The sequence below is a fragment of the Ideonella sp. FW305-24 genome (assembly GCF_058788035.1).
In genome coordinates, this window is record NZ_JBYTAI010000008.1 from 71,958 (window position 1) to 85,559 (window position 13,602).

General features: G+C 68.5%; 15 protein-coding genes. 7 read left to right on the forward strand and 8 right to left on the reverse strand.

Annotated features, from left to right (window positions below):
- Nucleotides 1–17 precede the first annotated feature (17 nt).
- Both AC3WR5_RS21065 and AC3WR5_RS21070 read left to right on the forward strand, forming a co-directional pair.
- Nucleotides 18–779, forward strand: a complete 762-nt coding sequence (locus tag AC3WR5_RS21065) for an SDR family oxidoreductase (RefSeq protein ID WP_492486896.1) — start codon at nt 18–20, stop codon at nt 777–779.
- 31 nt (nt 780–810) lie between these two features.
- Nucleotides 811–1,707 carry an SDR family oxidoreductase gene (locus AC3WR5_RS21070; protein WP_492486897.1) on the forward strand — a complete coding sequence of 299 codons (897 nt, stop codon included), beginning with the start codon at nt 811–813 and terminating at the stop codon, nt 1,705–1,707.
- A gap of 31 nt (nt 1,708–1,738) precedes the next feature.
- On the opposite strand, the gene AC3WR5_RS21075 is transcribed toward AC3WR5_RS21070, so the two are convergent.
- A complete protein-coding gene (locus AC3WR5_RS21075; RefSeq protein WP_492486899.1) occupies nt 1,739–4,816 on the reverse strand; it encodes an ABC transporter permease/M1 family aminopeptidase in 3,078 nt (1,025 codons plus the stop codon).
- A 215-nt stretch (nt 4,817–5,031) separates the two neighbouring features.
- On the opposite strand from AC3WR5_RS21075, the gene AC3WR5_RS21080 reads away from it, so the two are divergent.
- Entirely contained in the window at nt 5,032–5,166 is a 135-nt protein-coding gene (locus tag AC3WR5_RS21080; protein WP_492486901.1) for a hypothetical protein, read from the forward strand.
- Between the two features lie 168 nt (nt 5,167–5,334).
- On the opposite strand, the gene AC3WR5_RS21085 is transcribed toward AC3WR5_RS21080, so the two are convergent.
- From AC3WR5_RS21085 to AC3WR5_RS21100, 4 genes are all read right to left on the reverse strand, one after another.
- Nucleotides 5,335–6,240 (reverse strand): ABC transporter ATP-binding protein, encoded by a 906-nt coding sequence (locus tag AC3WR5_RS21085; RefSeq protein ID WP_141287998.1) that lies wholly within the window; start codon nt 6,238–6,240, stop codon nt 5,335–5,337.
- A gap of 170 nt (nt 6,241–6,410) precedes the next feature.
- Entirely contained in the window at nt 6,411–6,806 is a 396-nt protein-coding gene (locus tag AC3WR5_RS21090) for a DUF1398 domain-containing protein (protein WP_141287994.1), read from the reverse strand.
- Between the two features lie 35 nt (nt 6,807–6,841).
- On the reverse strand, nt 6,842–7,318 hold the full coding sequence (locus tag AC3WR5_RS21095; RefSeq protein ID WP_141287993.1) for a MarR family winged helix-turn-helix transcriptional regulator: 477 nt from the start codon (nt 7,316–7,318) through the stop codon (nt 6,842–6,844).
- An 82-nt stretch (nt 7,319–7,400) separates the two neighbouring features.
- Nucleotides 7,401–8,246, reverse strand: a complete 846-nt coding sequence (locus tag AC3WR5_RS21100) for an IclR family transcriptional regulator (RefSeq protein WP_231011640.1) — start codon at nt 8,244–8,246, stop codon at nt 7,401–7,403.
- Between the two features lie 104 nt (nt 8,247–8,350).
- Here AC3WR5_RS21100 and AC3WR5_RS21105 point away from each other — a divergent pair, with 104 nt between their 5' ends.
- Genes AC3WR5_RS21105 through AC3WR5_RS21115 form a run of 3 tightly spaced genes read left to right on the forward strand, consistent with a single transcriptional unit; the run spans nt 8,351 to nt 11,663 of the window.
- The gene (locus AC3WR5_RS21105) at nt 8,351–9,346 is read left to right on the forward strand and encodes a tripartite tricarboxylate transporter substrate binding protein (protein ID WP_492486903.1); all 996 of its coding nucleotides are present in this window, start codon (nt 8,351–8,353) and stop codon (nt 9,344–9,346) included.
- Nucleotides 9,347–9,362: 16 nt separating this feature from the next.
- A complete protein-coding gene (locus AC3WR5_RS21110) occupies nt 9,363–10,868 on the forward strand; it encodes a class I adenylate-forming enzyme family protein (protein ID WP_492486904.1) in 1,506 nt (501 codons plus the stop codon).
- Between the two features lie 9 nt (nt 10,869–10,877).
- Entirely contained in the window at nt 10,878–11,663 is a 786-nt protein-coding gene (locus AC3WR5_RS21115; RefSeq protein ID WP_492486906.1) for a citryl-CoA lyase, read from the forward strand.
- Nucleotides 11,664–11,708: 45 nt separating this feature from the next.
- Here AC3WR5_RS21115 and AC3WR5_RS21120 read toward each other — a convergent pair whose 3' ends face one another.
- Nucleotides 11,709–12,161, reverse strand: coding sequence for a WapI family immunity protein (locus AC3WR5_RS21120; RefSeq protein WP_492486908.1), 453 nt, complete (start codon nt 12,159–12,161; stop codon nt 11,709–11,711).
- Nucleotides 12,162–12,207: 46 nt separating this feature from the next.
- Between AC3WR5_RS21120 and AC3WR5_RS21125 the strand changes: the two genes are divergently transcribed.
- Entirely contained in the window at nt 12,208–12,507 is a 300-nt protein-coding gene (locus AC3WR5_RS21125; RefSeq protein WP_492486910.1) for a hypothetical protein, read from the forward strand.
- A gap of 10 nt (nt 12,508–12,517) precedes the next feature.
- On the opposite strand, the gene AC3WR5_RS21130 is transcribed toward AC3WR5_RS21125, so the two are convergent.
- Nucleotides 12,518–13,069 carry a ketopantoate reductase C-terminal domain-containing protein gene (locus AC3WR5_RS21130; protein WP_492486912.1) on the reverse strand — a complete coding sequence of 184 codons (552 nt, stop codon included), beginning with the start codon at nt 13,067–13,069 and terminating at the stop codon, nt 12,518–12,520.
- Nucleotides 13,009–13,443 carry a 2-dehydropantoate 2-reductase N-terminal domain-containing protein gene (locus AC3WR5_RS21135; RefSeq protein ID WP_492486914.1) on the reverse strand — a complete coding sequence of 145 codons (435 nt, stop codon included), beginning with the start codon at nt 13,441–13,443 and terminating at the stop codon, nt 13,009–13,011. The genes AC3WR5_RS21130 and AC3WR5_RS21135 overlap by 61 nt, the downstream gene beginning before the upstream one ends.
- Nucleotides 13,444–13,602: the final 159 nt, after the last annotated feature.

Below are 13,602 nucleotides of genomic sequence, written 5' to 3' on the forward strand. Positions count from 1 at the left end.
CACCAACGGAGTCCACCATGAACACCCCAGCTGCAGCTTCCACCATGCCCCGCGTTGCCATCGTCACCGGCGCCTCGCGCGGCATCGGCGCCGCCATCGCGCAGCGCCTGGCGGCCGACGGCCACGCCGTCATCGTCAACTACGCCGGCCGTGCCGACGAGGCCGCCCGCGTCGTCGAAGCCATCCAGGCCAGCGGCGGCCAGGCGCTGGCGGTGCAGGCCGACGTCGCCGACCCTTCGGCCGTGCGCGCGCTGTTCGACGCTGCGGCGCAAGCCTTCGGTCGCATCGACGTGCTGGTCAACAACGCCGGCGTGATGCCGCCGCAGATGCCAATGCTGGTCGACACCGAAGACGCCGAGTTCGACAAGCTGTTTGCGATCAATGTGAAGGGCAGCTTCAACGCGATGCGCGAAGCCGCCAAGCGCCTCGCGCCGGGCGGCCGCATCGTCAACTTCTCCAGCAGCCTGGTCGGCACCGCGCTGCCCGGCTACTCGGTCTATGCCGCGACCAAGGCCGCCATTGAGACGATGACCTTGGTGCTGGCCCGCGAGTTGCGCGGCAAGCAGATCACCGTCAACGCCGTAGCCCCCGGCCCGACCGCCACCGCGCTGTTCCTGGACGGCAAGTCGCCCGAGCTGATCGAGCGCCTGGCCAAGGTGCCGCCGCTGGAGCGCCTGGGCGAGCCGGTGGACATCGCCAACACCGTGGCCTTCCTGGTCGGCCCCGATGGCGGCTGGATCAATGGTCAGACGCTGCGCGCCAACGGCGGCATGGTCTGAGGCCGGAAATTCGAAATTGAGGAACCTCATCATGAAAACAACCATCCTCGTCACCGGCGCATCCAGCGGCATCGGCCGCCTCAGCGCCCAATCGCTGGCCGCGGCCGGCCACACTGTCTACGCCAGCATGCGCGGCGTCACCACCAAGAACGCGTCACGTACCCGCGAGATGCGCGACTGGAGCTTCGCCCGTGGGCTGGACCTGCGCATCGTCGAGCTGGACGTGCTGTCGCAGGACAGCGCGGACGCCGCCGTCGCCACCATCGTGCGCGAGCAGGGCCGGCTCGACGTGGTGCTGCACAACGCCGGCCACCTGGTCGTCGGTCCGACCGAGGCCTTTTCGCCTCAGGAAATGATGGCCGCCTACGACACCAACGTGCTCGGCGCCCAGCGCGTGAACCGCGCGGCCTTGCCCCAGCTGCGCGCACAGCAGCGCGGCCTTCTGCTGTGGGTCAGCAGCACGACCACGCGCGGCGGCTTCCCGCCCTTCCTCGGCCCCTATGCCGCGGCCAAGGCGGCAATGGACTCGATCGCCGTCACCATGGCCGCAGAACTCGCGCGCTTCGGCATCGAGACCAGCATCGTGGTGCCCGGCGCCTTCACCAGCGGCACCGAGCATTTCCCCAACGCCGGCAAGCCGGCCGACAGTGCAACCGCCGATGCCTACGCACGCTATGCCGGCCTGATGGACCAGGTCGGCGCCCGGCTCGCCGCGCTGATGCCGCCCGAGGCCGACCCGCAGGCGGTGGCCGACGAGATCGTGCGCATCGTCGGCCTGCCCCACGGCCAGCGCCCGTTCCGCTCGCTGGTGGACTTCCTGGACGACGGCGCGGCGGCGGTCACCGAGGTGGCTGAACGCGTGCGGGAGCACTTCGCCGAGCGCATTGGCATTGCGGACTTGCTCAAGCCAAGCGTCGTGGCCGACTGAGGCAATCGCGCCGGCTTGCGCCGGGTCGTGCTCAAGGGCTTTCGATGCGACTCAGGTTGTCCTCCGAGTTGCGGTCGATGCGCTTGTTGTACGGGTCCACGCCCACCCAGGCCGGCGCCTGGTCCACCACTACCGTCACCGTCTGGCTGCCGGTGTGGATGGCCTGCTGCGCGAAGGACAGCACCGATTTGGCGGTGTAGCCCGGCCGCCCCGGCTCGGCGCTGAAGACGCCGATGTCGAAGGGCTCGGCCAGCGGCGCTTCGGTTTCCTTGCCCTTGCCGTCGGCGTAGAACTTCTTCGCTTCGACGACGAAGCTCACGTCGTACTTGCCGTCGGCACGCCGGACGGCCTTGGCCTGGGAGGCCTTCACGTCCAGCAGCGTGATCTTCTCGAACAGGTCGGTGATCAGCTGCTGGTGTTGCGGGCCCGCTTCGGCCCGCAGGATGCGCAGGAAGTCGAGCGAGTTGGCATACGGCGCGGGCTTGAAGGCGTATTGCTGCAGCAGCGTGGCCATGGCGCGGTTGACCACGTCCTCGCCCACCACCTCCTTCAGCCAGTACATGGCCAGCGAGCCCTTCTGGTAGTGGATGTAGGGCTGGTTCTCGACGCGGTTCAGCGGCAGTTCCTCGACCACCTCGCCACCGCGCGAGCGCAGGTAGCGGTCCAGCTCGTACTTCAGGAAGCGGCGCATCTGCTCCTTGCCGTACAGCCGCTCCATGACCAGCAAGGCAGAGTACTGCGCGAAGCTTTCGACCAGCATCGTGCCGCCCTGCTGGCTGCTGGGCACGAGCTGGTGGCCCCACCACTGGTGGGCGATCTCGTGCGCGGTGACGTAGGTGACCACGTCGATCTTGTCTTCGTCGCCCAGCTTGGTGAGGAAGCCCAGGTTTTCGGAGTACGGGATGGTGTTGGCAAAGCTCTGCGCGAAGTCGGCGTAGCTCGGGAATTCGAGAATGCGCGCCTGGCGGAACTGGTAGGGCGAGAACTTTTCGCTGAACAGCGTCAGCGAACCCTTCATGGCCGCCAGCATGCGCGGCACGTTGTAGGCGTGTTCGGGCTGGTGGTAGACGGCCAGGGCGATCTTCTTGCCTGCCACGGTGAGCGCGTCGGTCGTGACGGCGTAGCGGCCGGACTGGATCGAGAAGAAGTGGTTGATGGGCGCATCGGGTTTGAAGTGCGCGCTGCGGCGGCCGTTGGCGATCGTGTCGCTGAGCGTGTAGCCGGGGGCGATGGGCACCTGGTCGGCGTCGGTGGTGACAGTGATGTCGGCGTCGACCCAGTCACTGTCGGCGCGCAGCAGCGAGTGCGCGCGGCCGGCTTCGTCCTCCAGCGTGGGCGGACGCAGGTCGGCGGGCAGCCCGTGCTTGCGGCGCTTGGCGCGGTCCTTCAGGAAGTCGTCGCGGTTGATGCCGATGCTCGGCGAGATGGCGCTGTTCTCGATGAAGCTGCCGTTGTCGACCAGCCGCGTCAGTGGCGCGCCATTGGAAAAGCCCCGCTGCTGCAGCGTGGTCTTGAAGGCCAGAGTCCGCACCTCGCCGGGCTGCATGGCAGGTTGCAGCCGGTAGATGCGGTAGGACCACTGCGCGTATTCCTTCTGCAGGCTGGCGCCTGGCAGCGTCACTTCATCCAGCTGCATGGGCTTGGCCCAGCTCAGGTGCAGCTCGGAGATCGGCTGGCCGTTGCGGTTCTCGATGCGGTAGCTGCCGCTGGTCACCGCCTTGGCTTCCTTGGGGTAGAGCTGCACATCGAGCGCGACGGCCGTGATGCGCGGCATGGGCAGCTTCTCGAAAGGCAGCAGCTGGCGCTCGGCTTCGGCCAGCGATGCCTCGCGCTCCGGCGCGGGCAGGTACTCGTTCAGGATGTTGGTGTTCCAGAAGATGAACGCGCCACTTGCCACGAAGGTGGCCAGCGCCGCGCCGCCAATGGCCAGCGCGCCACCGCGCAGCCTCCGTCGTGCGCCAGGCAGGCGCAGCCGCAGCGGCGACACCACGCCACGGCGCCAGAAGGCAAAGGCACAGACCGCCAGCAGTGTGGCGAAGGCGCTCCAGTAGAGGTGGAACCAGCTCTGGCCGATCCAGAAGCGCGCCATGCCGTTCATGTCCGACAACGGCACCGGCGGCGTGCTGCCATAGTTGTAGAGGTTGTGCTCGAAGCCGGCCGAAGCCAGCGCGACGCTGGCCACCAGGTACAGCAGCATCAGCCCCCAGCCCATGAACTTCTGCGGCACCAGCACCTGGACGAAGACCGACAGCACTGCCAGCTGCAAGGCCCCCACGACGGTGGGCCACACGAACCACAGCAGGTAGGCGCCGAGCTGGAAGTGCGTGTAGCCCTTGAGCACCTGCACCAGCATGCCGGTGAGCACGGCCACCAGCGAAGACGCCACGAGCACCAGCGCGATGGCTGCGATCTTGGGCACCAGGTGGGCCCAGTCGGGCGCGGCGGTGGCGTCCACGATCTCATGCATGCGGCGTTCGCGGTCGCGCCAGACCAGCTCGCCGCCGTAGTAGATGGCGATGATGACCGGCATCAGCGCGAACGCGCCCTGCAAGGCCTGCACCATCAGCCGCGTGACAGGGATGTTGCTGGCGCCGTACCACTCGCCCGTGTACCAGGCCGTGCCGCCGGCGTTGATCACGCCGATGAACAGCAGCACGAAGAAGGTGGGGCTGCGGAACACGAAGGCCATGTCGAAGCGCGCCAGCGCTGCGAACTGCGCGCGGCGGGTTGCCGCGTCGCTGCGTGGCATTGGGAGCGGGCCACTGCGCGCCACCGGGGAAGACTGTGTCTTGCCGGGTTTGGCCGCCACCTTGCTGCCCCGCGCCTCGAAGCGGAAGCGCCACCAGGCGCCCGCGAAGAGCGCCAGGGCAATGCCGGTCCACAGCACGCGGTTGGCCAGCAGCAGGCCGGTGATCTCGGGCAGGCGGGTGTTGCGGTCGGCGGCGGTCCAGTACTTGGTGACGATGCGCAGCGCCGTCAGGCCGAAGGGGTCGCTCAAGGCCGACAGCGTGTCGTGATGCACGTCGCGCAGCAGGCCGCGGGTGACAAAGAACAGCACCAGCAGCGCCACGGCGCCCACGTAGGTCCACATCATCGAGCGCGTGGCCATCAGCCAGCGCGAAGAAGGCGGCGCCGGTGATGAGCAGCGTGGGCAGGCCGAACACGAACAACGCGTACAGGTAGTCGCCCGGCACGAAGGGGCCGATCTTCTCGGCGTCCAGCCAGGGCATGGCCGAGCCCACGGCGATGGCCAGTGGCACCGAGGCCAGGACCAGCAGCGCCGCCGCGACAGCGCCTGTGAAGCGCCCGGTGAGGTAAGCGCCTTTGCCCACGCGCGTGCTGCGCAGGATGGGCGCGAAGCCGGTCTCGTCGTCGCGCAGCACCGTGCCGGCCACCATCGCCACCACGATGAACACCGCGAAGATGTTCATGATGCTGAGCGTCTGCAGGATGGCGTAGGGCGAGTTGATGTTGACGTTGCCACGGCTGCCGATCTGGATCTGGTCCACCGTGGTGGCGCCGAAGGTCAGCAGGAAGAAGATCACGCAGCCGACCCAGAACACCGGGCTCCTGAGCTGGTAGCGCCATTCGAAGGCGGCCACGGGGGCGAACATTCGGGCGGACATCTCAGGCCGCCTTCATGTCGACAGCGGCCGGCTGGGCGGCACGGTGCAGGTAAAGGGTCGAGAAGTACACGTCCTCCAGGCCCGGCTCGGCGGGCGCGAAGCCGATACCGGGTGACGCATCCGCCAGCACCCGGATCACGGTGCGGCCCCCTCGCAGGCGGGTGGCGATCACCGCGTGGCGGGCCTTGGCGGCGTCCAGCTCGTGCTTGTCGATGCTGGCCTGCCAGATGTGGCCCTGCAGCGCGGCAATCAGCGCCGTGGGCGTGCCCGCCTGCACGATGCGCCCGCCGACCAGGATGGCGGTGCGCGGGCAGAGGTCGGTCACGTCATCGACGATGTGGGTGGACAGGATGACCACCACGTTTTCGCCGATCTCGGCCAGCAGGTTGTTGAAGCGGTTGCGCTCCTCCGGATCCAGGCCCGCCGTGGGCTCGTCCACGATGATCAGCCGCGGGTTGCCGATCAGCGCCTGCGCGATGCCGAAGCGCTGGCGCATGCCGCCCGAGAAACCCGCGATGGCCGACTTGCGCACCTCCCACAGGTTGACCTGGCGCAGCAGCGCCTCGACCGTGTCGCGGCGCTCACCTCGGCTGGCAATGCCCTTGAGCACCGCCAGGTGGTCCAGCATGTCGGCGGCGGAGACGCGCGGGTAGACGCCGAAGTCCTGCGGCAGGTAGCCCAGCGTGGCGCGCAGCGCCTCGGGCTGGGCAATCACGTCGATGTCGCCGAAGCGGATCTGCCCGGCGCTGGGCACCTGCAGCGTGGCCAGGCAGCGCATCAGGCTGCTCTTGCCGGCGCCGTTCGGACCCAGCAGGCCGAACATGCCGGCGGGGATCTCCAGCGAAACCTCGTCCAGGGCGCGCACGCCATTGGGGTAGGTGTGGGTGAGTTGCTTGATCGCGAGCATGTGGGCACCGTGCGGGGCGGCCGACGGGCCGCGCATGGCGGTGCACTTTAGAGAGCAGGCGAGCGCACAGCGTCAGGGCTGCGACGAATGGCAGGTGGCGCGGTTCAGGCTGCGTGCAGGCGGGATCGGCGGCATGCCGGGCACCCTGTCCCGCATCAGGCGCGTCCCCTTCAGTCCGGGAAACGCTCCACATGCGTTTCCCCTCTTCGGCCAAAGTAGGTGACGTGGCGCCCCGCGATCCAGACGGTGTAGCCGGTACAGCCCGCGCGCTGCGAAAGCAACTTGAACTCGGGGTACATCACCCGGCCCTGCTGCGCACCCAGGATGGCCGCGCGCACCGCATCGCCATCGAAGGTGTCGGCAATTGCCTCCTGCGGCCGCTCGAAGCCGAGGTCCAGGGAGGCACCGTCGTGCAGGTGGTAGGTGCTGCGGCCCGCGCGGTAGTCGACATGGTAGGACTCGACCTGGACGCTCGAGAGTCGCGCGATCACTTCGCCGAAGTGGATGCGGCCCTGGTTCGATGCCTCGAACGTGGCCTGTATGGCAGCTTGGGTGTGTTCGTTCACGGCGGGTTCCTTCCTTGGCTGGAGTGCCTGATCCGTCAGGCGACAGGGATGTCCTTGAGCTGGTGCTGCTGCACCAGGGCTTGCATGGCCGCCATCAAGTCCAGGCGATCCTTTGGGCTGAGGTGGCCAAAGAAGTGTTCGTCATTGGCGTCGGCCAGCGCGGCCAGCTGGGGCACCAGTGCTTTGCCCGCGCGCGTCAGCACCAGCGATTGCTCCCGAGCGCTTCCGCCGACCAACTGCCGTTCCGCCAGGCCTTTCTCCTCAAGCCGCGAGACCACCTTGGACGCAGCGCCCTTGGTCATGCCCAGGGACCGAATCAGTTCGGCATGGCGGGTCTCGCTGCGCGACCACAGGGTGCGCAGCGCCACCCATTCGGTGACGCTGACGCCCTTTGCTTCCAGCAACTGCTGGAAGCGCGTGGACACGTGGTTGGACACGAAACGCAGCCAGAAACCCAGATGGGCTGCAAGCGGTGATGGCGAGGCTGCGGGTGTGCTGGTTCTGGGCTTCATTTGGTTTCCATGGAAACTTCAGCGCAATATAGTTTCCTTGGAAACACATGTCAACCAATTGGAATGCCTGGCCTTTGCGCCGTTACAGCCCCTTCGGGACCAATTCCGCCAGCGCCTCACGCATCCACTTCACGATCTGCTGCTGCCTGTCTTTCTGCATGCGTGCCACCGTGCTGGCCACGCTGATGCCCGCCAATGGCGCGCCGCGCGTGTCGCGCACCGCCATGCCCACGGCCAGGATGTTGCGCGCGGCGTGGTTGCCGATCAGCGACCAGCCGCGTTCGCGGGTGGCGCGCACCAGCAGTTGCATGCGCTCGGGCGTCATGCCGCCGTAGGTGGGCAGCTGCGGCGCGTTGGCGGCGAGGATGGGGGCCACGTCCGCGTCCGGCAGCGCAGCCAGCAAGGCCAGGCCGGCGGCGCCCACGCCCAGCGGCTGGCGCGAGCCGACCTCGATCACCAGGATCTGCACCGGGTGCGTGCCGACCTGGCGGGCAATGCAGTGCGAGGTCGGGCCTTCGCGCACGATGGCAAACGCCGCGTCGCCGCTCGCAGCGCTGATCTTCGCCAGCACCGGCTGCAGCCTGGCGGCAATGCCGGACGGGCCGGGCGGCTGGCGCTGCACGCCCGCAAGCCGCGGCCCCGCGACCAGGCGGAAGCGGCCCTGGCGGGCCAGGTGGCCGCTGTCCAGCAAGGTGCCCAGCAGCCGGTGAACCGTGGCACGCTCCAGGCCGGCGGCGCGGCAGAGGTCCACCACGCGCAGCCCCTCGGGCGGCGCTTCCAGCACCAGGTCCATCAGCTGCAGGCCGCGGCGCAGCGTGCGCACGCCGCTGTCCTCGGGCGGCACGGCCGGCGATGGGCCGGGCGCCGGGCGGGTGTTGGAAGAAACGTCCGCAGAGTGGACGTTTGAATTCGCAGCGCGGGCAGGCATGTCGAAGAATTGGCGTGTTGGAGCTTGAGCGGTGCAGTGTGCCGCGGCGCCGGCAAGGTGGCACGCCGGGCAGGCAGGCCGCCTCCAAGAACAGGAGACAAGCCATGACTTCCGTGATCTTCAAGCCGCGCCGCCGCTGCTTGTTCGCCGCCGCCGCGCTGGTGTTGGGCGGGCTCGCCGCACCGGCAGCGCAAGCCCAGGCCGCCGCGTGGCCGACCAAGCCGATCCGCCTGGTCGTCGGCTACGCCGCCGGTGGCGCCACCGACGTGGTGGCGCGCCTGGTGGCCGGCAAGCTGGGCGAGCGCCTGGGCCAGTCGGTGATGGTGGACAACCGCACCGGCGCGAACAGCAACATCGGCGCCGAAGCCGTGGCCCACGCGCCGGCCGACGGCTACACGCTCTACGTCTACACCGTGGCCAACACGGTCAACGCATCGCTGTACGAGAAGCTGGGCTACGACCCGCTGAAGGACTTCGAGCCCATCGGCCTGATCGCCCGCGTGCCCAACGTGCTGGTGGTCAACCCGGCGCTGCCGGCGAAGAACGTGGCCGAGTTCGTGAAGCTGGCGCAGGCGCCCGCAGGCCTGAGCTTCGCATCGTCCGGCAGCGGCTCCACCATCCACCTCTCGGGCGAGCTGTTCAAGGTGGTTGCCAAGGCCAACCTGCTGCACGTGCCTTACCGCGGCAGCGCGCCGGCGCTGACCGACCTGATGGGCGGCCAGGTGCAGGCCATGTTCGACAACACGCCCTCGGTGCTGCCGCATGTGAAGGCCGGCAAGCTGCGCGCGCTGGCCATCACCAGCGCCCAGCGCTCGCCGCTGCTGCCGGACGTGCCCACGCTGGCCGAGTCCGGCTTCCCCGGCTTCGACGTGCAGTCCTGGTTCAGCCTGGCCGCCCCCGCTGGCACGCCGCGCGCCGTCATCACCCGGCTCAACAGCGAGCTGAACAAAGTGCTGGCCGAGCCGGACATTGCCCAACGCCTGCGCGACATGGCCGCCACGCCCGAGCCCGGCACGCCCGCGCAGTTGCAGCAGTTGATCACCTCCGAAGCCAAGCGCTGGCGCGAGGTCATCAAGCAGGCCGGCATCAAACCAGACTGAGCAGGACAAGCCCTTCATGCACCCGATCGACTTCTTCTGGCGCGCCGCCGACCGCTGGCCCGAGCGCATTGCCATCGACGCGCCCGAGGGCCTGCTGCGCTACGACACGCTGGCCGCGCACGTCAGCGCCCTGGCGGCCGCCTTCATCGCGCAGGACCCGACGCCGCAGAGCCGCGTGGGCATCTGCGCGGCCAACAGCACGGCCCACCTGGTTGCGCTGCTGGCGGTGCTGGCCAGCGGCAAGGTCTGGGTGCCGCTGAACGTGAAGAGCACCGCGCCCGAGATCCGCCGGCTGGTGGACGCCACCGAACCCACGCTGCTGGTGGCCGACGCCGATGGCATGGCGCTGCTGGGCGACGCGCCCGGCAAGCGTATTCACTGTGAAGCCCGCGAGGGAGAGACCGACATCGCTTCGCTGGCCGCACAGCACGCCGGCGCCCCGCGACCCGTGATCGACCTGCCGCTGGACGCCACGCAAGCCATCAAGTTCACTGGCGGCACCACCGGCGCGCCCAAGGGCGTGATGCAACCCTACCGCGCCTGGCTGGCCAACATTGCCAACCAGGTCCAGGCCTGGGGCTTCGATGAACACGAGCGCTACGTGCTGGCCGCGCCCATCACGCACGGCACCTCCACCTACCTGCTGCCCATCCTGGCGCAGGGCGGCTGCCATGTGGTGCTGGCCGGTGGCGGCGCCGAGGCCGTGCGCCAGGCCTTCAGGACCCGCGGCGGCACCGCCTGCTTCATGCCGCCCACCTTGATCTACATGCTGATGGCGCTGCCCGGCGCCTCGCGGGCCGACTTCCCACGCTTGCGTCGCCTGATCTACGGCGGCGCGGCGATGCCTCCGGAGAAGATCCGCGCGGTGCGTGCCTTCTTCGGCCCGGTGCTGGGCACCACCTACGGCCAGACCGAGGCGCCGCAAATCCTCACCGTCATGCGGCCCGAGGACTTCGAGGAAGAGGCCAACTGGGCCTCGGTCGGCCGCACCACCTGGTTCAGCGATGTGGCCATCATGGCGCCGACCGGCGAGCTGTTGCCGCGCGGCGAGGTCGGCGAAGTCGTGGCCCGCGGTGACCTGCTGATGAGCGGCTACTGGCGCCTGCCCGAGAAGACTGCTGAAACCCTGGTCGACGGCTGGCTGCACACCGGCGACCGCGGCCTGATCGACGCCCGTGGATTCCTGTACCTCAAGGACAGGCTGAAGGACCTGGTCATCACCGGCGGCTTCAACGTCTACCCGGTGGACGTGGAAAACGCGCTGGGCCAGCACCCGGCGGTGCACGAATGCGCGGTGTTCGGCGTGCCGGACGACAAGTGGGGCGAAGCCGTGCAGGCGGCGGTGCAACTGCGGCCTGGTCAGCACGCGACCGAGGCCGAACTGATCGCCTTCGTGCGCGAGCGCCTGGGGCCGGTGCACACGCCCAAGCGCATCCACTTCCACGCCAGCCTGCCGCGCTCTCCCGTTGGCAAGGTGCTGAAGGCAGCCGTGCGAGAACTCGCGCTGGCACCCTCGAACTGAAAGTCCGCCATGACCGCTTCTTCAAAGACCCGGGCCGCGCCCACCACAAGCCTGTGCCGCCACACACTGACCAGTCTGCACTACGGCGGCGCCAACCTGGTCGACGACCTGATGGGCCAGAAGACCTTCACCGAGGTGCTGCTGATGCAGATCCTCGGCCGCACACCGCGCCCGGTCGACATGCGCATTGCAGACGTGGTGCTCATCGTGCTGATGGAACACGGCCTCACGCCAAGCGCCATTGCCACTCGCCTGGTCTACATGAGCGCGCCCGAGAACCTGCAGGGCGCGGTCGCCGCCGGCCTGATGGCCGTGGGCAGCAGCTTTGTCGGCACGATGGAAAACTGCTCGCGCCTGCTGGACCGCCTGCAGGCCGCGGCTGACCCGCAAGGCGAAGCCCTGGCCATCGCCCGCGAACACCAGGCCCGCAAGCAGCCCGTGCCCGGCTTCGGCCACCACCTGCACAAGCCGGTGGACCCGCGCGCCTACAAGCTGCTGGACCTGGCCCGTGCCGAACCCGACCTGCCCGGCACCCACCTGCGCGCCCTCGAAACCCTGTCCCGCGCTGTCGACACGGTGGCCGGCAAATCCATCACCCTCAACGCCACCGGCGCCGTCGCCGCCCTGCTCGGCGAGATCGGCGTGCCCACCGACGTCATGCGCGGTTTCGCCGTCATCTCCCGCGCCGCCGGCCTGGTGGCCCACGTCGTCGAAGAACAGCAAAGCCCCTCTGGGCGCTTCATCTGGGAGACGGTGGAGGAGGCGATTCCGTTTGTGGGGCCGCTTGCGGATTGAGGTGAAAACCGATGCCAGGCCTTGCCTGGCTGGAGCGTCGTCGGCCTAGACCCGCTGTTCTGGAAACTGCGTCAGGCACTGCCTGGCAACCGCTGCGGCGTTTGACATGCTTTCCGCTGTGGCGGAAAAACGGAGCGTCACGCCTTCCATGCTCGCGCCCGGCTTTGTCAGCCATGGTGGCGCGCATTCGTGGCTCAGGCTGACTTCGAGCCAGGGGGCGGGCCCCGCTTCCCCTCGGAACGTCAAGCACGGCTCGGTGAAGTACAGGATTGGAGGTGACGCGTGCCCCTTGGCCAAGCCGTCGAGCCACCCGGCAAGCCAGGCCAGCTCAACCGTGGTCAGGCAGGGGTCCAGGAATTCCCAGCTGCCCTTGGGATGTTCCACGCGACCGGAGACCATGAGCCAGTTGTCGTCCCATCGCTGGCGCCGTGCATTCGGAAACTGGTAGCCCTGGATTGCCAATGACAGCGTCAACCCGTGGTCGTCGGTGAAATGCATGGCGAATGAGCGGCAAGACGGTTGGAAGATGGCAGCATGCCAGGATATGACGCAGCATCCTTCTTCCGAATCCCGCGATCTCCTGACGTGCGGCGGCGTGCCGTACCGACAGGGTTTCATCGAGGTTAGACAAGGCATCCACGCTGACCATGTCAACCTTGAGGTGTGGAATGTGCATCCTGGCACACCTGTCAGCGACAAGCTGTTGAGCGATCTGTCGGACGAGGCCATTGTCGGGAACACAGAGATTGAACTCAGCGTCTCGCAGGCACGAGCGTTGGTCGAGCGCCTGCGAGTGGCCCTGGCATGCCTGGAGCGCGCCAACGGGGACGCGGAGATGCCTTGATCGCTGAAGCTCAGCGATTCAACGTGCGGCTGTAGACGCCCAGCCGCGCATGCGCCGCTGCCAGCAAGGGCGTGGCGACGCCCTTGGCCCGCGCGCGCCGCAGCAGGTCGCCGAGGATGGCTTCGGACTCCACCGCGTGGCCCTTCTGGTAGTCGCGGTACATGCTGGAGACCAGCGGTGAGCCTGGGGTGGTGACAAAGGCTTCGGTGTCGGCGATGTAGTCGGCGCTGGGCGGGTGGCCGCAGGCGCTGGCAGTGGCCACGCATTCGTGCAGGAGCTGGCGGGCGAGGGCGGCACCGCCGGGGGTGGCTTCGATCTCGCCGATGGTGCCGCCCAGCAGGCAGGTGATGCCACCCAGCGTGGCCAGGCGGATCCATTTGTCCCAGAGGTCTTGCTCGATGTGCGAAGACAGCACGGCGTCGAAGCCGGCGCCGCGCATCTGCGCGTGCAGGTCCTGCAGGGACGCCGCGCCGGGCAGGCTGGGCACGAGGGCGCCGTAGGTCAGGCGCTGCGGGCCTTGGAACTGGACGATGCCGCCTTGGTCGTCCAGCGTGGTGGCCACGTGGCCACGCCGCCCAGCACGGCGGCGGCGCCAAAGCGCTCGGTCAACAGGGGCATGTGCTGCAGGCCGTTGAGCACCGGCATGACCAGGGTGTTGGGTCCGACGGCGGGTGCCATGTCCGCCACGGCCTGTTCAATCGCGTAGCTCTTGACGCAGAGCAGCACCATGTCGAAAGGCTGCGCGAGCGTGGCCGCGGTCAGCAGCGGTGGGTGCAGCGTAGCGTCGCCATAGGGGCTGGCGATGCGCAGGCCACGCGCTTGCAACTGGCCGGCGCGGGCCGGGCGGACGAGGAAGCTGACATCGCGACCGGCCTGGAACAGGCGGCCGCCGTAAAAGCCGCCGGTGGCACCGGCGCCCACAACCAGGATGCGCATGAAGGGTTCTGAACGAGAGGGTTGGCAGCGGACGAACGGGTCGACTCGGCATTCGCCGAGGCTGACCACCGCGTAGCGTGCCCTGCAGATTGCGAGCGTGCCGAGCGCCTTGTTTCGGTCTGGCTGCCCTGTTCCCAGGGGGTCAACGCTCTGCAGATA